Annotated in this window: 18 protein-coding genes and 2 pseudogenes; 12 read left to right on the top strand and 8 right to left on the bottom strand. The window is 40.5% G+C overall.

Features of this window, described 5'->3' with window-relative positions; genetic code table 11:
• Nucleotides 1-316 precede the first annotated feature (316 nt).
• The 3 genes from C7H19_RS23115 to C7H19_RS23105 form a co-directional block, all read right to left on the bottom strand.
• Nucleotides 317-745, bottom strand: a complete 429-nt coding sequence (locus C7H19_RS23115) for an HNH endonuclease (RefSeq protein ID WP_106459271.1) — start codon at nucleotides 743-745, stop codon at nucleotides 317-319.
• The gene (locus C7H19_RS23110; RefSeq protein WP_106459270.1) at nucleotides 742-1,131 is read right to left on the bottom strand and encodes a hypothetical protein; all 390 of its coding nucleotides are present in this window, start codon (nucleotides 1,129-1,131) and stop codon (nucleotides 742-744) included. The genes C7H19_RS23115 and C7H19_RS23110 overlap by 4 nt, the downstream gene beginning before the upstream one ends.
• Before the next feature lie 76 nt (nucleotides 1,132-1,207).
• The gene (locus C7H19_RS23105; RefSeq protein WP_106459269.1) at nucleotides 1,208-5,806 is read right to left on the bottom strand and encodes a bifunctional class I SAM-dependent methyltransferase/DEAD/DEAH box helicase; all 4,599 of its coding nucleotides are present in this window, start codon (nucleotides 5,804-5,806) and stop codon (nucleotides 1,208-1,210) included.
• Nucleotides 5,807-6,189: 383 nt separating this feature from the next.
• On the opposite strand from C7H19_RS23105, the pseudogene C7H19_RS23100 reads away from it, so the two are divergent.
• The 4 genes and pseudogenes from C7H19_RS23100 (at nucleotide 6,190) to C7H19_RS23085 (ending at nucleotide 12,085) form a co-directional block, all read left to right on the top strand.
• Nucleotides 6,190-7,707, top strand: a pseudogene (locus tag C7H19_RS23100) (multicopper oxidase family protein).
• 50 nt (nucleotides 7,708-7,757) lie between these two features.
• Nucleotides 7,758-10,889, top strand: coding sequence for an efflux RND transporter permease subunit (locus tag C7H19_RS23095; RefSeq protein ID WP_106459268.1), 3,132 nt, complete (start codon nucleotides 7,758-7,760; stop codon nucleotides 10,887-10,889).
• A gap of 40 nt (nucleotides 10,890-10,929) precedes the next feature.
• Nucleotides 10,930-11,373: a hypothetical protein gene (locus C7H19_RS23090; protein ID WP_106459267.1), complete on the top strand. Its 444-nt coding sequence runs from the start codon at nucleotides 10,930-10,932 to the stop codon at nucleotides 11,371-11,373.
• A 43-nt stretch (nucleotides 11,374-11,416) separates the two neighbouring features.
• On the top strand, nucleotides 11,417-12,085 hold the full coding sequence (locus tag C7H19_RS23085) for a DUF305 domain-containing protein (protein WP_106459266.1): 669 nt from the start codon (nucleotides 11,417-11,419) through the stop codon (nucleotides 12,083-12,085).
• A gap of 246 nt (nucleotides 12,086-12,331) precedes the next feature.
• Here the strand turns inward: C7H19_RS23085 and C7H19_RS23080 are convergent, their stop codons facing one another.
• Nucleotides 12,332-12,517, bottom strand: coding sequence for a hypothetical protein (locus C7H19_RS23080; protein WP_106459265.1), 186 nt, complete (start codon nucleotides 12,515-12,517; stop codon nucleotides 12,332-12,334).
• 70 nt (nucleotides 12,518-12,587) lie between these two features.
• Entirely contained in the window at nucleotides 12,588-12,953 is a 366-nt protein-coding gene (locus C7H19_RS23075; protein WP_219907725.1) for a sulfite exporter TauE/SafE family protein, read from the bottom strand.
• Nucleotides 12,954-13,108: 155 nt separating this feature from the next.
• Here C7H19_RS23075 and C7H19_RS23070 point away from each other — a divergent pair.
• Nucleotides 13,109-13,249, top strand: a pseudogene (locus C7H19_RS23070) (phosphatase PAP2 family protein); the annotation flags it as partial.
• Between the two features lie 58 nt (nucleotides 13,250-13,307).
• Here the strand turns inward: C7H19_RS23070 and C7H19_RS23065 are convergent.
• The 3 genes from C7H19_RS23065 to rppA are packed head-to-tail and all read right to left on the bottom strand — an operon-like array spanning nucleotide 13,308 to nucleotide 16,087.
• Entirely contained in the window at nucleotides 13,308-14,012 is a 705-nt protein-coding gene (locus C7H19_RS23065) for a glycoside hydrolase family 24 protein (protein WP_106459262.1), read from the bottom strand.
• Nucleotides 14,013-14,028: 16 nt separating this feature from the next.
• Nucleotides 14,029-15,396, bottom strand: coding sequence for a two-component system sensor histidine kinase RppB (rppB, locus tag C7H19_RS23060; protein WP_106459261.1), 1,368 nt, complete (start codon nucleotides 15,394-15,396; stop codon nucleotides 14,029-14,031).
• Nucleotides 15,383-16,087, bottom strand: a complete 705-nt coding sequence (rppA, locus tag C7H19_RS23055) for a two-component system response regulator RppA (RefSeq protein WP_106459260.1) — start codon at nucleotides 16,085-16,087, stop codon at nucleotides 15,383-15,385. Before rppA ends, rppB begins: the two co-directional genes overlap by 14 nt.
• A 338-nt stretch (nucleotides 16,088-16,425) precedes the next feature.
• Here rppA and C7H19_RS23050 point away from each other — a divergent pair, with 338 nt between their 5' ends.
• The 7 genes from C7H19_RS23050 (at nucleotide 16,426) to C7H19_RS23020 (ending at nucleotide 25,501) form a co-directional block, all read left to right on the top strand.
• Entirely contained in the window at nucleotides 16,426-17,952 is a 1,527-nt protein-coding gene (locus C7H19_RS23050) for an efflux RND transporter periplasmic adaptor subunit (RefSeq protein ID WP_245927736.1), read from the top strand.
• Between the two features lie 61 nt (nucleotides 17,953-18,013).
• Nucleotides 18,014-21,157, top strand: coding sequence for an efflux RND transporter permease subunit (locus C7H19_RS23045; RefSeq protein ID WP_245927735.1), 3,144 nt, complete (start codon nucleotides 18,014-18,016; stop codon nucleotides 21,155-21,157).
• Nucleotides 21,158-21,160: 3 nt separating this feature from the next.
• Nucleotides 21,161-21,676: a hypothetical protein gene (locus tag C7H19_RS23040; RefSeq protein ID WP_245927734.1), complete on the top strand. Its 516-nt coding sequence runs from the start codon at nucleotides 21,161-21,163 to the stop codon at nucleotides 21,674-21,676.
• A 285-nt stretch (nucleotides 21,677-21,961) separates the two neighbouring features.
• Nucleotides 21,962-22,444 carry a DUF2808 domain-containing protein gene (locus C7H19_RS23035; protein ID WP_106459258.1) on the top strand — a complete coding sequence of 161 codons (483 nt, stop codon included), beginning with the start codon at nucleotides 21,962-21,964 and terminating at the stop codon, nucleotides 22,442-22,444.
• A gap of 227 nt (nucleotides 22,445-22,671) precedes the next feature.
• Nucleotides 22,672-24,042, top strand: coding sequence for an MFS transporter (locus tag C7H19_RS23030; RefSeq protein WP_245927733.1), 1,371 nt, complete (start codon nucleotides 22,672-22,674; stop codon nucleotides 24,040-24,042).
• Nucleotides 24,043-24,597: 555 nt separating this feature from the next.
• Nucleotides 24,598-25,074 (top strand): DUF2808 domain-containing protein, encoded by a 477-nt coding sequence (locus C7H19_RS23025; RefSeq protein ID WP_106459257.1) that lies wholly within the window; start codon nucleotides 24,598-24,600, stop codon nucleotides 25,072-25,074.
• 109 nt (nucleotides 25,075-25,183) lie between these two features.
• A complete protein-coding gene (locus tag C7H19_RS23020; protein ID WP_106459256.1) occupies nucleotides 25,184-25,501 on the top strand; it encodes a hypothetical protein in 318 nt (105 codons plus the stop codon).
• The last annotated feature ends 63 nt before the right edge of the window (nucleotides 25,502-25,564 follow it).

The following is a 25,564-nucleotide window of genomic DNA, read 5'->3' as shown; positions in this document are numbered from 1 at the left end:
TAGAGTTACCATTTCTAACTCCTTCTCTCCATCAGTTGTTTTTTCTATTTTACTTCCTTATCTAACAAAAGAGGGATGAAACCTCATTCGGTCTTTTTCACTTAGAATAAAAATGTCTCCTAAGTGAAGCAGATTTTTTTGATTTAAGTAAAATTTTATTCCCGCTCTCACCACTGGTACAAAGAAAGGAGATTGAGGGATCGCTAGAGTGGCAATTTCGCCGATTAATTCTTTTCTGTCGTTTGAGCTCAGTCCAGAAAAACAATTTAATATATTTGCTATAGCCGTTAGGCTACCAATGCTCTAGTCTGAGTTTTCAATTTTCTACTGGTGGATGCCAACCAGCAGAAACCCAAGCCTTCCTAACAGCTACAGCAATCTGATTATTCAATTGTAACGCTTTTACTGTAGCACGTCCGACGGGGGTGATTCCTTCAATATAAGCTCCATCTTCCGTCCAAATGAAATGGTCAACCCACTTCTGCTGACGAGGATTAAATAAGGAAACTGTTGTCTTTGTGAGCGGATCTTCTGCCTGTGTTTGAATGCCCTTATAACTATTACATAAACGGCAAGCCAACCATAAATTTTCCTCGTCATCCGTCCCATTTAGTGCTTTAGGAATGATATGCTCAATTTCTAAAATTCCTAGCACATATTTTTGGAGGCTTCTACAGTAACCACATTGTTCTTTGGCATCTCGTCTAACTCTCGCCTTGACCTCTTCAGCAATATAGGTACTCATTCGCTTAATGGTGCAATTAAACCTCGTTTAACGGCTTCACTCAATGCTGTAGCTTTGCGGAGTAACCCAGCTTGATAAACCTGCATCAAAATCTGTAATTCGACTTGCTCAATTTCGGTTAAAGTTCCAGCTTGCTGTTGGTCGAGTAAATTGCTTAATTGTCGGTCTTGTTCGGCTGCCATTTGTAATTCGGTTAAAGCCAGAACTTGTTCATTTCTAAGGGTGGAGACGGGTTCTTGAAATTGAGTTTGTAGATTTAATAAAGGCAAGGACAGTTTAATTGTGTCAGCTAAGACCTCTGAAATCTGGCGGTTAGACAGTTGGGCTAAGTGTTGGATTTGGTGGTAGATTTCATCGGGTAAGTTGATGGTTAGCTGGGTACTCATAACTTTTGTAAGGGATTCACTCTTTCTAGTATGTCTGAAAAAAACAGAGAGAGTGATTCTCCCCCTGTCTTCAACTTCACGCTAACTTACGAATCTTTTCAATGACTGTTACGGCTTTCTCGTTGACTGGGATGAAAACTCTCAATTTCCAGTTAATCATCTCCGTCATACAACCTACAGCTTTAAGGCACATCACCTCGGCTTCCTGACGGATACCCATAATTTCCAAGCGTTGATGACCCATGACTGAAGAGGCTCTCAACTGCCAGCCCCGCACCAATGGGATGACTTCCTTTCGTTGAATCACAGCTTGGAAGACCTCATCAGCGGTCAGTTTAGGAGTTTCGCTAATCCCCAGATTACGATACACTAAGGCGATGTTCTCCGCCTGAACTAACCGACCGAGCAACTTCTCGCCACTATCGGTCTGAAGTCGGAAGACCCGCAGACTTTCTGCATCTAGACGATTCCAGATGGGTAACAGTAAGCCTGTAATCAGATAGAATGAATCCACTTCAAACTGAGAAGTTTGGCTAACCTCCTGCTGCCATAGTTGCTTAAATGATGCCTGACTGATTTCTGTCCAAGTAGAGGCAGCGAATTGTCCGACGCTCATCTTTTCGTTAGTGGTTGGACGGATCAGGTTAACTCGGCGTACAATTGACCCATCATCGGAGAGGGAACTGTTAGTGGGAATGGCTACGGCAACTCTGCTCCTACGCTCATTAGCAACTAATTTACCCTGATAGCGGTCAGCCGTTTCCAACGCTTCTTGAAGATTAAGAACTTGTGCCTTACGCTGACGTTCGATTTTGACGCAATGGGTTTGAGCACCTGTTTCTGGATGAGTATAAATGACTTGACGTTCTATGACTTTAAAACTTTCAGCTTTAAGGGTTTCCACGCCGACTTCATAGTTTCCCGATGCGATGGCTTCCTCGATCTTGGTTTCCAATCTGACCTCAAATTCCTCAAATAGGGCATTTTGAAGTTCAATCCGCAAGGCGAGAACACGGTTCAGGAATTGAGGGATTGGTGGTAAGTCTTCCTTGAGATTACCCTCTCTATCGGTTAAGGAAAGTCCTGTATGAGTTTCAAAGGTATTTAAAGAGCAACAATCAACTTTACCCGCATAGAGCGCATGATAAAGTTGTCGTAATGCGGCTTTGGCATAAGGTGACTCCAAGTTATCTTCCTCTCGAAACAGCCCTTGTCCGCCCGTCTGTCGTTGTCCCCGTGTCAAAGCTCCCAAAGAATCTAAACGTCGAGCGATCGTACTCAAGAAACGCTTTTCACCTTTAACATTGGTTGTGACAGGTCGAAAGAGTGGCGGTTGGGCTTGGTTGGTTCGGTTACTGCGTCCGAGTCCTTGAATGGCGGAGTCGGCTTTCCAACCTGCTTCGAGTAAATAATGGACGCGAAGGCGTTGATTCTTAGCCTTCAAATCAGCATGATACGAGCGACCTGTACCACCTGCTTCGGAGAAGATAAGAATCCTTTTCTTGTCATCCATAAATGCCTGTGTTTCTGCTAGATTGGCTGAACCTGAACGCTTCTGTAAGGCAAGCCTCTCCCGTCCGCCTTTGGTTTCTCTGACAATACGTTTAGACCTGCCTGTGACTTCTGCAACGTTTTCATAACCAAAGTGTTGCACGACTTGATCTAATGCACCAGGAACGGCAGGCAATAATCCTAATCGTTCAATAAGTACCTGTCGTTGTCTTAAGGCTTCTTTGCAAAAGACAGGATTTCCCTCGCTATCGGTTACAGGACGAGAATATTCGTTCCCCTCTTCATCGGTATAGACTTCATGTAACTGGACAGGAAAGGAGTGCATCAGATAGTCCATTACATACTCTCTCGGTGTGATGTCCACTTGCAAGTCATTCCACTCAGAAGTCGGAATATCTGCCAGCCTTCTGTCTAATAGAGCTTCATCGGTTGAAGTAATCTGTAAGACAACGGCGTGACCGTTAGCGATGTCCTGTTCGATGGCTTTAAGCAACGTGGGACACTTCATTGAAGTAATCAAATGATTGAAGAATCGCTGTTTGTTACTTTCAAAAGCAGAACGGGCGGCGGATTTAGCGTTACGGTTTCTCGTCTTGCCATTGGGACTGGTGATGTTGGTGGCTTCCAATGCAGCTTCTAAGTTCTGATGAATTACTTGAAAAGCATCAGCGTAGGCATTGTAGATAGAAATTTGTTCATCGGTTAACTCATGCTCTAAAATGTCATATTCTACACCTTCATAAGATAGTGAGCGGGCTGTATAGAGTCCGAGAGCTTTGAGATCTCGTGAAACGACTTCAAGAGCAGCAATTCCCCCTTTCTCCATCTCGGCAACAAAGTCGGCTTGGCTGGCAAAGGGAAACTCCCCCGACATCCAGAGTCCAAGACGTTGAGCATAAGCTAGATTACTAATGGTTGTTGCTCCTGTTGCTGAGACGTAAAGGACACGAGCATTAGGTAGACCGTTTTGTAACCTCAGTCCTGCTACTCCCTGTAAAGATGGTTTCTTCAAGCCTCGTTCTCCTTTTTCTGAAGAAGCATTCGACATCGCGTGTGCTTCATCGAAGACAATCACTCCTTGAAAGTCTCTGTCACACCAGTCAATCAGTTGTTCAACGCGGGATTTCTTTCCTTGTTTGGCTTCTGTTCGTAAGGTGGCATAGGTGGAGAAGATGATGCCTTCTGTGAGTTCTATGGGTTCACCTTGTCGGAAGTGGCTTAGGGAAACAATTTGGTCGGGATTGCTCCCTAATGCCTTCCAATCACGTCGTGCATCTTCAAGTAGGGTGTCGGATTTAGAAATCCAGAGGGCTTTCTTGCGTCCTTGAATGAAGTTATCAAGGATGATGGCACCGACTTGTCTGCCTTTGCCCACGCCTGTCGAATCACCGATAAAGTAGCCACGACGGAATTGTACCACCTGTTGAGCATCTTCAGGAGCAACCGAAACCGTATCTAGAGTATCGTCTACTTGGTAGTTGCCTTTGAGGAATTTGCTGTGAGATTCTCCAGCGTAAATGACTGATTCTAGCTGTGCTGATGAGAGGATGCCATCGTTAATCAGTCGTTTGGGCAGGCGAGGTTTATAGCTAGGCATGGGTGGGGCCACACTTGCCATTGCTGCACTTTGCACGAGGGAAGATGGATGTTCAGTTGCTCCTTCAATGAGGAGCGTTTGAGGTTCATAAGTTTCGTAGAGGGCATCGGAAATCTCATGGCTATTTCCGTTCCAATGACGCTTAATGTAATGCAGTTCAACCACATCGTCAAAAGGAGTTTTGGCTTGAGGTGCTGGCGGGCTAGTTTTAGGTGGTATGGGAACGTTATTGACAATTTCCTTTTCTGAAGGGCGATCAATCGCGATCGCTTGAGAGATCTCTTCGGTCAACGCTTTTTCATTAACTCTAGCCAGAGGAGTATCAGTAGGGGCTTGGCGTTCTGGTATGAAGATCTTGATATAGTTGAGTAGGTCGGATAGCGAGAAAGTTGCATCAAAGCAATTGTCAAACTTTCTAGGATGCTCGGTTGGAATCTTATCGAATACCGTCAATCGTGTTTCAATGGTTGTACCATTCTTGGCATATACGTTTCCTGCAATTCCTGCTGAGAAGACGACTTTTGCTGAATGCTGGAGTTTGATGAAGGATTCGCACCATTGATGATTGAGCGGTGAAAACCAGTTGGCAGTAATGGCAACCAACCGTCCACCTGAAGAGAGCCTGAAGAGTGCTGAACTCAGATGCTTGAGGGTAGCGAATTGATTACGCTTGGTCATTTTAGGGGAAGCAGAGAACGGCGGGTTCATTAACACCACAGTTGGGTGATATGTTGAGTCAAGATAGTCGTCAATCTGTTCGGCGTTGAAATCTAATACAGGTGTATTTGGGAAAAGTTCCTTTAGGATGCCCCGACGTTTGGGGCAGATTTCGTTGAGGAGCAATTGCGCCCCACTGATGTGAGCGAAGGCTGCAAGGATACCTGTACCTGCTGATGGCTCCAGTACCCAATCATCAGATGTAATTTGTGCAGCAATGCTGGCGATGTAACTTAGAGGCAGAGGCGTAGAAAACTGCTGTAACTGAATCGATGTTTCAGAACGTCTGGATTGAGTTGGACAAAGTCTGTGAATTCGCTCGATTTCTTCAAGAGCTTTAGAGTGAGCGAAATTATTGAGTAATTCTTGACCCTGTTGTTGAATCAGCATCACTTGAGCGGTTTCTATCGCTTCATAAGTGTCTTTCCAAAGCCATGTACCTTCTGCGTCAGAGCCACCCAAGGATTCGATCATTAGGCGAGAGACAAGAGTATTGATAATCGGTTGTTCCTGTTTTAAAATTGGTAGAAGTTGATTAGCGACTTGAATCAATGGATAAGATGAAGTTGGTTGTTTGACGGCTGGTAAAAGTTCTACTTCGGAAATTAAGCAATTATTTTGCTGGAAAATCGTTTCTAATTCTGCCTGAATTTCTGTAGAGGTTTGAGGGATTAATATCTTCAACCGAAGAATGATTTCAATTGCAGAACTCGCCTGCTTAAAGACTTGAGTAAGCTGTTGGTGTTTTGTTTTAAGTTGTGTAGCGATCTCACTTAACCGTTCAGTTTCCTGATGAATTTGTAGGATATGCTTGCCAAAAAAGCTGTTATTTTTTGTTTCTGTTAGCATTATTAGTCATTAACTCCATATAAGATGTACTCGTTATTGCTTAGTGCAGAAGCTAATTAAATCAACATGATTTAGTAAAGTCTTGAAGAGAGATAAATTTTTTAAAGATATCTTGCTTCAAATCACAAACATAAATAATCTTCAAATTATGAAGCTAAATTTATATATGTTATTAAATCTTTGTAATCTTGTTAAATATAATTAAGTTCTATTCGATATCAGCGTTAGCTGTTCTAGGTTGTTTTTAAAAAAATAAATTTCAAAACAACCTAGTATAAAGACATTAAAGTTAATAGACATCTTCTTCTAAAACCAAAAAAGTCTGCTATTTCTAATAGCATCATTTCATCATCATTTCATTTTTGTTTGGCAACCTATAAATTATGGGAGTCTTAATCACCTATTTGCCCAACGAATCAATGAGGCTAATCATGAATCGTAGAGAATTTGTAATCTTGAGTGCTGCCAGCGTATCGACGGTATCATTAACGAACTGGGTAAAAGCTCAAAGCAGTAAAGCCAATCTCACTTCTGTTCAATCGTACAAAAGTATTAATCATCTATTAGAAATTAACTTGGAAGCGAGTGAAAGACTGGTTAAGATCGGTGAAAAACAAGCCTATCTTCTGAGCTACAATGGTCAAGTTCCTGCCCCCCGTTTAGAAGTTAAGGCAGGAGATACGATTCGCATTCATTTAACAAACAATCTTTCTCAGCCAACCAATCTACATTATCACGGCTTACACGTCACACCGAATGGTAACGCAGATAATGCTTTTCTCAGTATTGCGCCAAAAGAACGTTTGACTTATGAATTTACACTTCCCAAAGCTCATCCTTCAGGGACATTCTGGTATCATCCGCATCATCATCAATACGTGGCAGAACAGTTATTTGGTGGTTTAGCAGGTTTATTGATCGTTCGAGGTCAACTCGATGAAATTCCCGAAATTCAAACAGCCAAAGAAGAATTTTTAGTTTTGCAAGATTTTGCAATAGACGCAAATGGACGGATACAAAAACCGAATCACATGGATTTAATGATGGGGCGTGAAGGCTCATTAGTAACAGCAAATGGTCAAGTTAATCCCAGTTTTTCAATTGATAAAGGAGGTTTACTTCGTTTAAGAATCTTGAATGCGTCTCCTTCTCGCTTCTATCGTCTGAGTTTGGAAAATCATCCTTTTTACCTAATCGCTACTGATGGTGGTGCGCTCGCTGAACCTGTCGAACTCCAAGAACTATTACTTGCCCCAGGAGAACGCGCAGAAGTCTTAGTAAGAGGAGAGCGAGAACCTGGACAGTATCGCTTACTCAATTTACCCTACGATCGCGGCGGAATGATGATGGGTTCGGGAATGGAAAACATGAATGGAATGGGTATGATGGGCAACAATTCGATGATGAATCCCATTCAGACAACCCCACAAGTCTTAGCCACTCTATTTTACAAAGGCTCAGTTTCACCATTGCCACTACCTCAAAAACTGCTGCCTGTTGAAGTTTTGCCCGAACCGAAAACGGTAAGACGAATTGAAATGTCAATGAACATGGGTTCAGGGATGGGATTAGCTTTTATGTTTAATGGGCAACTCTTCGATCCAAAGCGAATCGATACTGAAGTACAGCTTGATACCGTTGAAGATTGGGAATTAGCGAATGTCGATCCAGATCGAATGGATCATCCGTTCCATCTTCACATTAATCCATTTCAAATCATTTCTCGTAATGGTCAACCTGAACCGTATCGAGCTTGAAAAGATACAGTTTTGGTACGAGGAGGAGAAACAGTACGGATTCGGATTCCGTTTCGTGATTTTTCTGGAACAACCGTCTATCACTGTCATATTCTAGACCACGAAGATTTGGGCATGATGGGAACTGTTTTGATTTCATCCTAATTTCATTTTTATCTGTGAAATTGAATTACAGTGGCTGAAATGGTTGAATCATGCTGAATGCTATTGTCAAATGGTCGATCGCTCAACGTTGGTTAGTTGTCATTGCTTCTATCATCATTACGCTGTGGGGATTTCGTGTCCTCACTCAGATGCCACTTGATGTCTTCCCATCTTTCGCTCCACCACAAGTTGAGATACAGACGGAAGCACCAGGATTAGCCCCTGAAGAAGTTGAATCTTTAGTGACTCGTCCGATTGAAAGTGCTATTAATGGAACTCCAGGTGTAGAAACAGTCCGTTCTTCATCTGCTGTTGGTATTTCAGTGGTTAAAGTGATTTTTGGCTGGGATACTGATATCTACCGCGCTCGTCAGCTAGTGACAGAACGTTTACAACAAGCTCAAAACCAACTTCCACAAGGAGTAGAAACGCCACAGATCTCGCCTGTTAGTTCTCCTTTAGGTGCTGTCATTAAGTACGCTTTCACGTCAGAAACAACTCCATTGATGGAAGTGCGGCGAATTGTTGATTGGCAAGTCAAAAATCGTCTTTTAGCCGTTCCTGGTGTCACTCAAATCGTCATTTTTGGGGGTGATATCAGACAGTATCAAGTCTTAGTCGATCCCAACAAACTAAAAGACTATAATATTTCCCTTCAAGAAGTGAGCGAAGCCGCAGAAAAAGCTAATGTGAATGCTCCTGGTGGCTTTTTGATTACTCCAGATCAAGAAATGTTAATTCGAGGTGTTGGACGTTTAGAATCAATTGAGCAGTTAAATCAATCTGCCATTACTGCTCGAAACGGTGTACCAATCCTTTTAGGCCAAGTAGCTGATGTCAAAATTGGTGCAGAACTGAAACGAGGAGACGGTTATTTAAACGGAAAAAAAGCTATTGTCGTTGTGGTTAATAAACAACCACAAGCCGATACTCCTACAGTAACGAGAGCAGTTGAAGCGGCAATGGAAGAAATTAAAGCGAGTCTGCCAGAAGATGTCAAAGTCACCGTTACTTTTCGTCAAGAAACTTTTATCGAAGCTTCCCTTAAAAATGTAGAAGAGTCCTTACGAGATGGAATTATTATCGTCTCTATCGTTCTTATACTCTTTCTGATGAACTGGCGCACTGTTATAATCAGTCTGAGCGCTTTACCCTTGTCTTTATTAATCGGCATGATTGTTCTAAATTGGACAAGACAAGGCATTAATACAATGACATTGGGTGGGTTAGCAGTTGCAATTGGCTCAGTTGTAGATGATGCGATAGTAGATATGGAAAATGTCTATCGTCGTCTTCGAGAAAATCAACAAGCGGGAATCCCCATCAATCCCTTACAGGTGGTTTTTAATGGCTCCGTAGAAGTCAGGGTCAGTGTTTTATTTTCTACAGTGATCATTGCCGTTGTTTTTGCGCCGATCTTTGCCCTTTCTGGAGTAGAAGGTCGCATTTTTACACCGATGGGAGTCGCTTATTTACTTTCGATTCTTGCTTCGACTTTAGTCGCCCTGACGCTAACTCCTGCATTATGCGCTCTGTTATTAGTCAACCGACGTTTACCTCATGATGAGACTTGGGTAGCACGATTTTCTCATCGCCTATACAGCCCCGCGTTGAAATTTTCGATTCGTTTCCCGCAAATTATTATTTTGGTGGCTCTAGCGGCCTTAGTTGCTTCTTTGGTGATTCTTCCCTCTTTGGGGAGGGTATTTTTGCCAGAGTTTCAGGAACGATCGCTAGTTGTTTCTACTTCTTTATATCCAGGTGTTTCTCTTGAAACAACAAATCAATCTGATTTCGCACTTCAAGAAGCTCTCAAAAATGATTCTAGATTTGAGTCTTTGCAATTGCGTTCAGGTCGTGCGCCAGGAGATAGTGATGTTGGTGGAGTTAACTTTGCTGAACTTGATGTCGAAATGAGTGAAGAGGGTCTTAGAAATCGAGACGAAACGATTGATGTTCTTCGCCAAGAATTTTCTAAAATTCCAGGAGTTGTGGCTAATATTGGAGGGTTTATTTCTCACCGACTGGATGAAGTCTTATCAGGGGTTAGAAGTGCTATCGCTGTCAAAATTTATGGAACTGATTTAGCAGAACTTCGCAGCATTGGTAAAGAAGTTGAAGCAGTAATGTCTGGTATTCCAGGTGTCGTTGATTTACAATTAGAACCCCAGGTTCCCATCAAACAAATTCAAATTCAGTTCGATCGTACAGCCGCCGCTCGTTATGGACTACGAGTCGGAGATTTAGCTCAAATTGTTGAAACAGCACTCAATGGACGCACTGTTTCTCAAGTTTTAGAAAATCAACAAGTCTTCGATTTAGTTGTTTGGTTAAAAGAAAATTATCGAAATAACCTAACAACAATCGGGAATCTTCTTGTAGATACCCCTGATGGAAGAAAAGTTCCACTTTCTCAAGTAGCCAAAGTTCAGTATGGAACTGGCCCAAATACAATTAATCGAGAAAATGTTTCACGGTTGATTGTTGTCGCTGCCAATGTTAATGGTCGAGATTTAGGTTCTGTTATTACAGATATTCGGAAGGCTGTTCAAGAAAAAATACAGCTACCATCTGGTTATTTTATTCAATATGGGGGTCAATTCCAAGCACAAGAACAGGCTACACAAACTTTAATTTGGACAGGAATCTTAGCATTTATCGTCATTGCAATTTTGCTTTATTTTGCTGTTAAATCAATCGCCGCTACAACCATGATTATGATTAACTTGCCACTCGCTTTAGTTGGTGGTATTTTTTCGGTTGCTCTCGGAGGTGGAGTAATTTCCGTCGCTTCAATGGTTGGATTTATCACTTTATTTGGAGTAGCGACACGGAATGGATTATTACTGGTCGATAATTACAATAATAAAATTGCTGCTGGGCTACCTTTAAAGCAAGTTTTATTTGAAGGCTCGATGGAAAGATTAGTGGCGATTTTGATGACGGCTTTATCTTCAGCTTTAGGCATGGTTCCTTTAGTAATTGGAACAGGTGCAGGTAAAGAAATCCTTCAACCTTTAGCTATTGTTGTTCTTGGTGGATTATTTACGTCTACAGCATTAACAATTTTAGTCCTGCCAGCTTTGTATTCTCAATTTGGTCGATTTTTAATGCCTAAAAAAGCAAATATTATTCTTGAAAATCAGATAGAAAATAATGCTTATTCAGGAAAACATAGTTGATAATACTTTTTAAAATTAGAAATTTTTTGGAGAATAAAAAATGAAAATCAATTTAATCATTTTAAGTGTATTCGGATCTGTTTTAATTAGCAATTTAAGTCAAAGTGAGCAAGCGATCGCATCTAACATATTCAGCAATAACTTGATTGCTGAGGCTGGAGCTTCAAAGCCAACTAGAGGAGGTCAAGTCGTTGAACAAGGAGCATATCATTTAGAACTTGTACCTGAAAAAGCCAAAGAAGGAGTTCATTTAGATTTTTATTTACAAAAAGGAGATAATCATCAAGCAATTCTCAATGCTAAAGTTACAGGACAAGTTCAGTTACCTAATGGAACTCAGAAAAACCTTAATTTTAAATACGATACAGATGGTAAGCATTACACGGTTTTGCTTTCAGAAAAAGCATCAGGTCAATATCAAGTCCGTATTACCGCCGAGATGAACGGTCAAAAAGTTAATGGTCGTTTCAGTTTTAAGCAGTAATTTTCTGAATCAAAAAAGATAAATTGGTAGTGAGGAGTGATTAATGAGACGTTTACAGAGAAAAAATAACTTTTTTAGAATTACATTTCTTGTATTTACAGCTACAACACTTGGGTTATTAACCTCTTGTTCTCTGATTCAAAATAAAACAGATTCTCATCAGATGTCATCGCATGGAGATGAGATGGCAGATCACAGTATGAGTATGAATTTAGGCCCTTCTGATGCTCAATTTGATTTACGTTTTATTGATGCAATGATTTTGCACCACGAGGGTGCTGTTAATATGGCAAAAGAAGCACTACAAAAGTCTAAACGTCCTGAAATTCAACAACTAGCCCAAGATATAATTAAAGCCCAACAAAAAGAAATTGCTCAACTTCAACAGTGGCGAAAAAGTTGGTATCCTGACGCGGGAGAAAAACCAGTCGCTTACAGTGATTCGATGAGACACACTATGTCTATGTCAAAAAAACAGATTAAAAGCATGAGAATGGACATGGATTTGGGCGCGGCTGACGCTAAATTCGATCATCGCTTTATTAATGCGATGATTCCTCATCATGAGGGTGCGCTTGTCATGGCTCAAGAAGCATTAAATGATTCTAAGCGTCCAGAAATACAAAAACTCTCACAGGAGATTATTTCTTCACAACAAAAAGAGATTGAGCAGATGAAACAATGGAGACAATCTTGGTATCAAGCATCATAAATTAAAATTAGAGCATTACAAGTCACTTTTTAGATGTCTAATACTCTGCCGTATAAAAAAGAGCATTGCTAATTAAGTTTTGAAAAACCCGTTTCAACTGCTCAGGTTCACCCCAAAGGGTTAAAGCAGGTTATCAGTCAGCTTACAAGATGACTTGTTTAGCCTCTGCTTGAAGTTTATATAATAGTACTAACTGCTCTAATATCGTTAATCTATCTAATTGAGGTAACACCAAGTCCAAGAGAATTAAGTCATATTGAGTCGCCTGGGCGTATGATCGGCATCGGTTTTGTTGGCCGCTTTAACTTGATGAGTTGAGATGACGGCAACGGGTGTAGGTGAAGGATTAAATGAGGTTGCTTGGGCTAATTCACCGAGTCCGAGTGTACCGAGTAAGGAAGTAATCAGTAATAGTTTAGTTGATGTTTTCATATCTAAAAGTTCTTTGAAGTGAATTTAAGTTCACTCTAGATAGTCAATATCAAGAACTTAAAAAGATTGATTAATGAGTTGGATTACTAAAAATCATTTTTAAAGCGATGGCAAGTAACGCTCCGCCGAAGACTTTTTCGAGCATAGCATTTGATAAACCTGTTGCTACTTTCGCTCCAAACAATCCACCTAAGAAAAAGCCTAAACAGATTAGAGCAGCTACTTTTAAATTAAAATATCCTTGTTGGTAATAAGTCCAAGCCGCCAAAATACCGATTGGTGGAACAAGTAAACCGAGAGTGGTTCCCTGCGCTTCATGTTGAGAAAAGCCAAACAAAAATACTAAAGCAGGTACAATAATCACTCCTCCACCAATACCAATCAGACCACTTAAAAAACCTGCTACTAAACCCAAAGCGATATAAAGTAATAGCATTTTTGTATTCTTCCTTACAAACATTCCTTTGATAAATTCCTTTAATACTTTAACAAATTTTATTTATAAGTTCTTGATATCTTCCCCTTACAGTGACAGTAAGAAACCTAAATATTTAGGAGTAAACTGCACAGTTTTTCAGATATGTTCTAGCTGTCTTGTTAATTTTAGAGCTTGGTTCTAGCCGTTTGTATCTATGCGTACACTGGCCAACCGCCGTTATCGCTGGCTATAGCGTGGGTTTCTTATGGTTAATGAGTTGTATTATTTTAAAATTACAAAAAAACACTCAATAAACGCTCACCTCTTTACTCTAGGCTTAGAAGTTGGTAGATTATTGTGTTAGCACTAAGTCTACTGACTTATATAGGGGTGCTGAACTTGTTTGATTTCTTCTGCCAAAACCTGCTGATAAACTTCTTTTAGATAAGGAGACATTGAATTATCTTCAATTCCATATCCTAAGCTCGTCCAAATAGGTGATAAAAGCTTTAAAACTTCATCAACTCGTCCTTGTCTTAATAAGTTTGGAAGATCTACCCCCCACGCATGGCGATCTTTGAGCCATAGATAGACAACTTTATCTTGATACTCAGGTGTAAAGCTATAACTAGCTAGACCTAAATTGTGATGGGGATGAGGATGATAAACACGAGCCTTATCTAGCCAAGTAGAAGTTAGAAATTGATATCGTCCTGCTGCTGTCGAGCATTTTCCTTGATTAGGCCCATTTTCAATCTTAATACACAAATTGGGATGCTGTTGAAGATTGTGTACGTGGTCACCGCCATACAAAAGAACATAGGGATTTTTCGCATTTGACTCACTAGCAGAAATGGTTCTCATAAGGGCACGAATATAGGGATCTCCGTCTAACATAGCAAGGTCAGGCAGATCGCCAAAGTTTTGTTTTTTCGGTTGGTGTTTTCTTTCTTGAGTTTGCATGGACAAAGATAAAATTAATATAACAACAAACGCTAATAACCCTCTCCTCGATAATTTTCTGTTTTTGCTAGATTTAGGAGAATTACCTACTCGTTGCTTCAGTCGTATAAACATAATCTATTCTTGAAATTTAACCTTTAAAATTGAGAAGTTTTGAGTGAGATTTTGACTTTAAGGGTAACTGAATCGTGAAGGTACTTCCTTGACCTAACTCACTTTGAACTTGAATACTGCCTTGATGAACATGGGCGATCGCTTGTGCAATGGATAAACCTAAACCTGAGCCACCCGTGCTTCTAGAGCGATCGCTCTGTACACGATAAAAACGATTAAAGATACGAGATCGATCTTCAGAAGCGATTCCAATCCCTGTGTCTCGAACCCGAATATAAGCATCGTAATGAGTCTCTTCAAGACTAACTGTTACCATCCCTCCAGCAGGGGTGTAGCGAATTCCATTAACGATCAAATTGGTTACCATACGGTATAACTGAAATGAGTCGCCTAAAATAACAACTGATTTATTGATGGGCAATTGCGTTTTTAAAGTAATCTCGGCGGCAACGGCCAAGCTTTCTAATTCTTCAACCAAATCTACTATTAGATCATTTAAACAGCAAGGCTGAAATTGATTTGAAATTTCATGTTGTTCGATCCGACAAATTAATAACAAATCTTTGACTAAACTAGAAAGGCGAACATTTTGTCGCTCCATCATCTCTAAATTTTGATGAACCTCTAGCAAATTTTCTGCCAATTTCGTTTCTTCGATCGCACTTTGCAGAATCGTAAGAGGTGTTCGTAGCTCATGGGCCGCATCAGAAGTAAATTGCTGGATTCTACGGTAGGATTGATAAATCGGTTGCATCGCTAATCCAGAAAGCCACCAACTAGCACCGCCGATCGCCATCATCACAAATGGGAGTCCTAGTAGAAGAAAAAGTCGCAGCATTACTAAGTAGTCATCCCACTCTTTTAAAGAGCGACCAATTTGCAAATATCCCCAAGCATCTCCTGTTTGAGTTCGCAACGGTAAAGAAATTTGATAAAAGCGATCGCCATTACGATCCTTTAATATCTGCCAAAACTGAGTTGGTGCGAGTTGGTTGACGAGCTTTGGTTGTTGTCCGACTGTCGCCAGCAATTCTCCAGTACGCTTAGTGAAACGAAGATAGTAACCGACTTGCTGAAAAACTCCAACAATGTGCCTACTGGGACTGTTAATCTGCTGTTGACAAACTTCTTCTTTTATACATAGCCCAGGTAGTAATGTTTTGACTTTGGGATTAATTTGATCGGGCTGTTCTAAAATAGGTTCGATACTGTCATGGAGCGTTCCAGCTAACGATTGTAGTTTTTGACGTAAGATATATTGTTGAGCATAGAGAACGGCTCGCTCTAAACCAATACCACACAGGCCCAGCAACAGACCAAATACTAAGGCATACCATGCGGCTAATTGCAATCGTGTGCGGTTGAAAAGCCTATTTTGATACATATGATTCAATCAAACGATATCCAAAACCGTGAACTGTTTCAATAATTTCTGCACATTCATATTCCGCTAGTTTCCGTCGTAATAGCCGAATCCTAGCAGAAACAACATTACTAATTGGCTCCGCATCAGTTTTCCAAAGCTGTTCTAAGATTTGTTCACGGGTTAGCGTTTGATTGGGATGTTTCATAAAATATTCCAGTAGACGAAATTCATTAGCCGTTAGAGGAATTGCATGAGGCTGTCCTTGAACATTGGTTGTAAAAATTGTTGAACTAGGGTAGTCAATGGTTAATCGCCCAAATCGAATCTGCGACGCTTGAACTTGAGGCGATCTTCTCTGAAGGGCCCGCAGCCTTGCTAACAGTTCGGCTTTGACAAATGGCTTCATCAAATAATCATCTGCACCAGCATCCAATCCAGCAATCATATCTTCTAAGCGATCTTTGGCTGTCAGCATTAATACTGGCAGAGAACAATTTTGTCGCCGCAATCGCTGACAGAGTTCATCTCCAGAAATCCCTGGCAGTAACCAATCAAAAATCGCCACACTATATTGTGTCCACTGCCCATCAAGATAGTTCCAGGCAGTCGTGCCATCCTGCACCCAATCAACCAAATATTTTTCCCGACTTAGCATTTTTTGTAAAATCATTCCTAAATCTGGTTCGTCTTCTACAAGCAGAATTCGCATGGTTAACCTTTACTAAATTTGTCTACTAGCTTTTTAATCGATCAACTTAACCTCGATCAATATCTCAAGTCAAAGTGAAATTTTGATGAAAATAATGTAGATTGGCAAAAATCTTGATTTTTAGTTAACAAGCAGAATAAGCACATTATCTTGTTAATCGCTTTAAATTTTCATCAAAATTTCATTTTTGTATAGAAAACTATTCTTCATGCAGTTTTTAAACTCAAGTCCCAAAAATGTTCTCTACAATGAACAACAAAAATCGATCCTCTCTTTTTCCATTGCTCTGTCGTGTTTCTGGCTCTTTTTTGTGCCTAATTATACTAACGTCTCCGACTATGGTTTTTGCTCATGCTGGACATGGTGATGAGTTTCAAGGCGAAAAGGCTACCAGTGATGCTGGTGAGCCGATCCAAGTCGATCCAGAAATGGCAAAACAACTGGGAATTGTCGTAGAACCTGTCACTAACCGACAGATAGATGTTGGTCTGAAAACCACTGGACAGATCGAAACATTGCCTAGCAAACGAGTGGAAGTTACTGCACCCACTCCTGGAAAAATAGTGGAATTATTGGTAGAACCAGGGGCATCGGTGCGAGCAGGTCAACCTGTCGCCGTGCTGGCCGCACCAGAGTTAGTCGAACTGCGGGTGAGTTCTCAAGAAAAAAAGACAGAAGCTCAAGCCGATTTTCGTAAGGCTCAAGCCGATCTCCAGCTTGCTCAACAAAATTTGGAACGCCAGCGTCAAATTGCAGCAGCCGATATTGAGCGTGCAAAAACTCAAGTCAATGTAGCTCAGGAACGGTATGACCGAGACAAAGAATTAGAAGAGTCTGGAGCGTTACCGCGACGCGATATGCTCGAATCGCAAACTCAGTTAGCCCAAGCTAAAGCCGAACTTGCTCAAGCCAACAGCCAGCAGAATGTTCTAGAGGCAGTAAACCTGCTACAACGCGCTCAGTCAGATCGAGAAGTGGCTAAGTCTCGCCTTAACTTAAGTAATGCTACTTACCAAACTCGATTGCAACAACTAGGGACGCTTGCCAATGAACAAGGAATGGTCGTTGTCACTGCGCCAATCGCAGGCAGAATCGCTAACCGACCAGTAACGTTAGGGCAATCATTCCAAGATGCAGGGGGGCAATTGATGACTATTGTAGACAATCGCAAGGTTTTAGTGACAGCAAATATATATGAAAAGGATTTAGACCAAGTAAAGCAGGGTCAACGAGTAAAAGCGAAAGTTGCCTCTTTACCAAAACGTACTTTTACTGGACGCATTACAATCATCGGCTCCCTTGTAGAAGGAGAAACGAGAACTACGCCTGTAAAAGCTGAATTGGAAAATCCTAACGGTGTTCTCAAACCTGGGATGTTTGCAGAATTAGAGGTGTTAACCAGTCCAACGGCAATATTGATCGTGGCTATTCCCTCTGCTGCAGTCGTTGAGGCGAATAGCAAGAAATTGGTTTACGTCCAAAACGGCAATGCTTTTTTACCCGTTGAAGTCACGCTAGGTCAAATTTTTGGAGATTGGGTGGAAGTTAAAAGTGGTCTATTCGCAGGAGACGCAATTGTAACTCAACGCGCTCCTCAACTTTATGCCCAATCTTTACGAGGCGGCAGTAAGAAAGAGGAAAGTGAGGACAAAAAAGAAACAACTTCACAAGCTAATAAAACTCTTTCTAGTAGCTTACCCGTACCTGAATGGTTAGCTGGAGCAGGGGGAGGAGTTTTACTAAGTACCGTTGCTTTTTCGGCTGGTTTGTTAGCGTATCGCCGTCAACAAATAAAAACAGATAGCAATTCCCGCAATCCCACGCCATCTAGTTTCCCTGAATCAACAACTAGGGCTGAGGAATGACAAGACATCAAAAAAATCACGCTAAAGAAAAGTTGATTATCTCAGTTATTACTTTTATTTTTTGGCTTCTAATATGATTAGTGCGATCGCTAAATGGGTTATTTCTAGACGCTGGCTGATAGTCATTGGGGCGATGCTCTCTACCTTTTTCATCTTTAACAGCATTTCCCAAATGCCTTTGGATGTCTTTCCATCTTTCGCACCACCGCAAGTAGAGATTGAAACAAGTGCAGGCGGACTGGCTCCTGAAGAAATCGAATCATTAGTAACGCTACCGATTGAAAGTGCGATTAATGGTACGCCAGGAGTGACGACGGTACGATCTTCATCTTCTCCAGGTCTTTCAGTCGTTAGAGTAATTTTTAATTGGGGAACGGATATTTATCAAGCACGCCAGTTAGTGACCGAACGATTGCAACAAGCGGTCGGCAAGCTGCCAGAAGGCGTAGAAACGCCCGTAATCGCGCCAATAAGTTCTCCCATTGGTACGGTAGTCAAATATGCTTTCACTTTAGAAGAACAATCTAAAATCGACTTAATGGAAGTGCGTCGAATCGTCGATTGGCAAATCACGAATCGCCTCCTAGCCGTGCCTGGTGTTAGCCAAGTTCTTGTTTATGGCGGTGAGGTACGTCAGTATCAAGTTCTCGTCAATCCGAATAAACTAAAAGCCTTTGATATTTCCTTACAGCAGGTGACAGAAGCCGTTGAAGCTGCTAATCTTAATGCTCCAGGCGGCTTGTTAATTACGCCTGACAAACAAACTTTAATCCGAGGTATCGGACGGATTGAAACGCTTGACGACCTCAAAGAATCTGTTGTCATTGCTCGTAAAGGAACACCTGTCAGAATTGGAGATGTAGCAAACGTAAAAATTGGGGGTGCGATTCCAGTTGGTGACGGCAGCTTAAACGGTCAAAAAGCGGTTGTCATTGTAGTCAACAAACAACCTCAAGCTGATACTCCTACAGTGACCCGCGCGATTGAAGCAGCAATGGCAGAGATAAAAGTCAGCTTACCTAGAGCGATCAAAGTTACCCAAACGTTTCGTCAAGCGGATTATATTGATGCTTCTGTCAAAAACGTAAGATCGGCTTTAATTGAAGGCAGTATCATTGCGGCAGCGATTCTGATTCCCTTTATGATGAACTGGCGTACTTTGGCTGTTTGTTTGACAGATTTTGTTCTGACGCTGCTGTTTTCCTTGCAGGTTATATCGTGGTTGGGATTGGGACTTAATACAATGACTTTGGGGGGGTTAGCCGTCGCAATTGGGACGGCGATCGATGATGCTATTGTTTATGCCGAAAATACCTATCGCAACTTGCGAGAGAATAAATATTCTCCCAATCCCCGTCCAGTGCTAGAAGTCATTTTTGAGGGAGGACAAGAAGTTCGTGAATCGTTACTAGAAGCGATGGTAATCACCATTGTCGTTTTTTCTCCCATATTCGCTTTAACAGGAGTGGAAGGCCGCATTTTTGCTCCAATGGGAATCACTTATCTAGTGGTCGTCATCGTATCCAGTTTAGAATCTTTGCTAGTCAGTCCTGCCTTGTGTGCAATTTTGCTACCGCACGGAGCGATGCCACTACGAGAACCTTGGGTTGCCAGATTTTGCAAAAGGATTTATCACTTTTTTTTGAAGTTGGCAATGCGTTATTCGCTTGTGATTATAACTATCGCTGCTGCAGCAATGGTAGCTGCGGCCATTATCCTTCCTTGGTTGGGACGTTCTTTTCTTCCAGAGTTTCAGGAGAGAGTGCTAGTTAACACGTTAATGCTGTATCCAGGTTCGTCTCTAGAAGCAACGAATAGTGCTGCTTTTGCTTTAGAAGAGAAACTCAAAAAAGATCCGAGATTTGACTATATTCAGGTACGAGCAGGACGCGCTCCTGGTGATCCCGATGCAGCCCCTGTCAATGTTACTCATATTGACGTACAACTATCCGAAAAAGGATTGGAAAATCGCAAAGCAAGTGTGGAGTCACTTAGAGAGGAATTTAATAAAATTCCAGGGGCCGCACCTAATGTTGGGGGATTTATTTCTCACCGCATTGATGAGGTGTTATCTGGTGTCAGAAGTCAAATTGCGGTCAAAATTTTTGGTTCCGACTTAAATCAACTTCGCGCGATTGGACAAGAAGTGAATCAGGAAATGGAAACGGTATCGGGTATTGTCGATTTACAACTTGAACCGCAACTTCCTATTGAACAAATTCAAATTAAGTTTAACCGCACAGCAGCATCTCGTTTTGGGTTGACAGTTGGACAGCTATCACAAATCATCGAAACGGCTCTTAATGGCAGAGTCGTTTCGCAAGTTCTAGAAAACCAACAAACTTTTGATTTAGTTGTCTGGTTAGAGCCAGAATATCGTAAAAATTTGCAAATGATCGAGAATTTATTAGTCGATACCCCCGATGGCAATAAAATTCCTCTAGCTAAGGTGGCTACAGTTGTCTATGACACGGGGCCTAATACAATTAACCGCGAAAATGTCTCACGATTAATTGTTGTTTCTGCTAATGCTAAAGATCGGGATTTGCGCTCTGTGGTGACTGAAATTCAAGATAAAGTCAAGACACAGGTTCAATTACCTGCTGGTTATTACATTCAATATGGCGGTCAATTTGAAGCTGAAGAAAGAGCATCAAAAAACATTCTTATTTTTAGTGCGATTTCTTTTGTTGTCATTACGGTATTAATGTACCTTTCTGTCAAATCAGTCGCATCTACAGCGACGATTATGATCAATTTACCCATTGCTTTAGTCGGCGGGGTTATTTCCATCGCTTTGACAGGAGGTGTCATTTCTGTTGCTTCGCTGGTGGGTTTTGTAACCTTATTTGGCGTAGCAACTCGTAATGGTTTGCTTTTAGTCGATAATTACATGACTAAACACGCAGAAGGAGTGCCATTAAGAGAATTGATCGTTTCTGGTTCGATGGAACGTCTCAATGCGATTTTGATGACAGCCTCAACTTCTGCTTTGGGGTTAGTGCCATTAGTAGTAGCGATGGGGCCAGGTAAAGAGATTTTGCAACCTTTGTCGATTGTTGTACTAGGTGGATTGTTTACGTCTACAGCGTTAACGTTGCTGATTATTCCTGCAATCTACGCTAAGTTCGGTAAGCGTTTGCTACCTGAAAAACATCAGTCTGAGAATGACAAAGTCATTCAGTCTAGATTTGAAAAAAATTAATTAATGCAATTGTTAAATAAAGGAGTGAAAAATATGCGATCGCTAAAATTGGGTTTAATTCTTCTAGGCAGTATGGGATTAATTTTCTTAAATGCTTGTAGTAATAAAGAGCAGGCGAGCAATCCAAGTAATAGTCCTGCTGCTTCTCCAACAGAAACCACGACAAAAGCAGAGGTAAAAGAGGTAAAATCTGATGGCTCTCACTCTTTAAAAGGCGGTCAAGTGGCTGAGACAGGAGCATATCATTTAGAGTTAGTTCCTCTAAAAGAAGCCGATGGGGTTCACTTGGATTTTTATCTATACAAAGGTGACGATCATAAACTTGTTCCTAATGCTAAAATAGCGGCTCAAGTTCAGTTTCCTGATGGAACGCAAAAAATTTTAGATCTACCTTATAAAGCGAATGGAGAACATTACGGTGCTTTATTGACTGAAAAAGCAACAGGACAATATCAGGTGAAAATTACGGCAGATATAAATGGAGAAAAGGTAAATGGTCGTTTTTCATTTAACCAATAGTTTGTCTTTAATTAAACCACTACACCATCTATAACCAGTAATTGTTGGTACGCCGAAATTTGATTACTGTTCTATAGATTTATCTTATCGAACTCATCAAGTCTTTTTATAATTAACTTTTCCTGTTGTCTTTTTTATCAAGCAAAATTACAACAGGAAATTTTCTCATTAATGTTTTTGATTGATTTAATTCAACTCGAAATTTCATCAAATTTTCATAAATGTTTGTCAGCATAATAATTAAGTAATTCTAAAAATTAATTTTTTGTTTTTTTGAGAGGAAAAATGTTAAAAACATCAATTAGTGTTATTGCTATTTTTGGAGTAACTACCACCTTTAATTTTCCTGCCTCTGCAAGTGAAAATATACGGTTTACTGCTCTTCCTTATATTGATAGCTCAGTCCAATTTCCTCGAACTAGAGTGCCGCTTGTCAGACATACTATTAGAATAAGTGTTCCTCAAAATAGCAAAGCAATCTCACAACTGAAATTGAGGATTCCCTATGGATTATCTGCGAAGAATGATATTACAGTAACTGATGAATCTGGAAGAGAACTAACCGCCAATACATCTGTCAGTGAAGATACGATAATTATTAATTTTCCTCAACCTGTAGAGTCTGGAACAGAGCTTAAGATAGACATGAATCGAGTCGTTATTTCAAGACATTCTCCAATATGGTTGTATCGAGTTACGGCTCAACTTGTTGGTCTTCAACCAGAATTAAACTTAGGTGTTGCCCGTATTCGCGGTTATTTCCCTTAAAAATTGCTATAGAAAGTGATGTTTTGGAGTAGCTGATTAATGAAATTAAGGGTGTTTAAAACTTAAACAATTGTTTTAAAATACGCTCTCAGTCTCTAACAAAAATTAGCTAACTTTAATTTTTCTTAGATCCCTACCTACCCTATAGCTCTCAATTGCCTATAAAGTAGGCTTTATGCTAGTATCCCCCTATGGCTAAAAAATGATACAGGAAATGAGAAGTCAAGATGCTTCTCTATCTAATTGTTAGAAATATGAATCGCTTTACTCTTTTACAAAGCCTTAGAAATCCAGTATTTGCTAGACTTTACTCGGCTCAGACCGTTAGCTTATTAGGAGATGCGCTAACTTGGGTGGGTTTAGCCTTACTTGCCTTCGAGTTAGCTGGCAAAAATTCAGCCGTCGTGCTATCGGGTGCTTTGACGCTGCGTGTTACGGCTTTCGTATTACTCTCTCCCTTAGCAGGCGCGATCGCCGATCGCCTCGATCGCAAAACGATTATGGTGACAACTCATCTCATCAGAATGCTAATAGTCAGTCTGTTGCCATTTGTCGCTGAGGTCTGGCAAATTTATCTTTTAGTATTTGCCCTAAACATCTTTAATGCCTTTTTTACGCCAACCTATCAAGCAACAATTCCTCTCGTAACAGGTCAACAGGATTATCCGCAAGCGATCGCGCTGTCTGCTGCAACCTATCAACTACTTGGTGTTCTTGGGCCTGGTATTGCAGGCAGTATTGCGGCACTCATTGGAGCAAGGCAGGTTTTTTTCTTAGATGGCTTGACCTTTTTCATCGCAGCAATTTTAATTTTTACTTTACCCGGTCATCTTAGAGTTGAGGCAAATCAAGATTCATCTCTTAGCAAAGGCAAAACTTGGCAAGATATTAAACAGGGAACTTCTCGCCTTTTTAGTGATGCCCCCATCCGCTACGCACTGGCGATGCAATTAGTAGCAGCGATCGCAGGGGCCGCAATTCTAGTCAATACAGTTGGGTACGTCAAAGGTACATTAAAACTGCAAAGTGTTGAGTATGGATGGGTAATGGCAGCTTTTGGGATTGGTGCTACTCTGTCAGCAATGGCAATCGGAGTATTAAATCAGCGTTATCAAAGAACAACTTTCGTACTATTTGGCGCAATTCTAATAACCCTTTCTCTACTGCCAGCCAACTATTTTGGCTTGATGCCTTTAATGTTCCTTTGGCTATTAGCGGGTGCAGGTCAAACTTGTGTTAACTTGCCCACGCAAACTTTAATTGCCGATCGTGTTCCCACAAATGTTCAAGGACGAGTTTATGGCGCACACTTTGCTTGGAGTCATTTATGGTGGACAATTGCCTATCCGTTAGCAGGATGGTTGGGAAAATATTGGAGCGATCGTTCTTTTCTTTATAGCAGTTTAGTAGGATTAAGCCTATTAGGAATTGTTCAAATATTTTTATCACCTGGACGTGAATATATATGGCATGACCACGAACACATTCATGACGAATACCATCAACATGAACATGATGACGGAGTTCAGGAGCGCGAACTTCACAGCCATCCTCACCGACATATAATTCCACACCATCACTATCATAATCCTTACTAGACACGATTATCTCTAAACAGTTAAAAAGAAAAGTTTGATTATTGAAGACAAGCGCATTGCTAAATCTTTAGTTGATGGTCAGAAATACGTCTAACCAGAGAAAAAACTGATTATTTTAGACAGTATGACTACATAATTATGATGTTTTAAAATAATTCAAAAAGTTTTACTCTACCTATATATCATCAAAAATAAAAAGTTTCAAAGAGAATTTTGTTTTGCATAACCTTTACTAAAATCGTTGTTTAAATGGGTAGTAAATCAATTAATAATCATATTCTTTCTATTTTAAAGTTGGAAAAAATACAGACTCCCAGTATTGAGACAGGAAAAATAGCTGAACCAACAGTTCCAAAATTACTTACTAAAAAGCGGAAAAATATCTGAATATCGACATCTATCATCTACTGTCGATAGCAGTATTTAGACAGTCCCTAAAAATTTCTACTCAATTTCATCCTAATTTCATAGTTATCTGACATTCTAGTAATTAGGAGGATACTTATTAAAAATCAGATTTCTGTCTAGATTTTGCTTAAGTATTATAAACTTGAGATGAAGAGAACGCTAATCGTCGCTATTTTGACAATTTTCACTGCGACATCAATATCTACTGCTTATGCGGATGATAATAGGAGTTCTAAATCAATTCCTTATGTTTTAAATGCTGCACAGTTTCCCCAAAGAAAGGCAAGGTTTGTCAGACATACAATTCGGATTCAAGTTCCACCAGATAGCAAGAGGATTTCTGAACTAGCAATTGTCATTCCTTCTGGTGTGACTGTAAAAAATGATATCACCGTACATAACAGAGCAGGTCAACCGATAGAAGTCAACAGTTCGGTGAATGAGTCTAAGATAACACTTGATTTTCCTCACGATATTGTTACTCAGGAAGTTATAGAAATCGCTCTTAATCAAGTCGAACTTCCAAGATTTTATCCAATCTGGCTGTATCGAATTTATGCAAAATTAGCTGATAGTAATACTGAATTATCAATTGGGGTAGCCGAAATTCGTACTCGTTTATAAGAAAGACAAAATAGAGATTAAAATTTCATCTTAAATTCATTTTATTCTGTCAAAGTAATTAATAGATAAACCAAGAAAAACAAACATCAAATTAAGGAAGTAAACAATCATGAAAAAGCTATTTTTGACCAGTTTAGCGATGACCTTAGCTCTAGCATCTTTTGCTCCTCTTGTTCAAGCCAGAAGTCCTCATAGTGATGCTCATCAGCCTTCGGCTAGTGTACAAGGTGCCACCCATCACTTTGAATACTTTGTTCAGAAAAATTCTCTGTCAGAACTTCTGATTCAGATTCCCGATCAACTTAAAATTAGTCGAGGAATTGATATTCAAGATCAAACAGGTAAAACGCTAGATGCTAAAGTTTCTATTGATGGAGAACAAGCTCTGATCGTTTTCGAGCAGCCTGTTCCTCCTAATGGGACTTAAACGAGAAACCAGAGGAAATAAGGGTAGAATAATTACTATGTAAACGTCTCACGTTAAATTGAT

This window comes from Aphanothece hegewaldii CCALA 016, from assembly GCF_003007785.1.
Classification (GTDB): domain Bacteria; phylum Cyanobacteriota; class Cyanobacteriia; order Cyanobacteriales; family Microcystaceae; genus Chroococcus; species Chroococcus hegewaldii.
The sequence above is the reverse complement of the archived record's forward strand: the minus strand, read 5'-3'. Positions and strand labels throughout refer to the sequence as shown.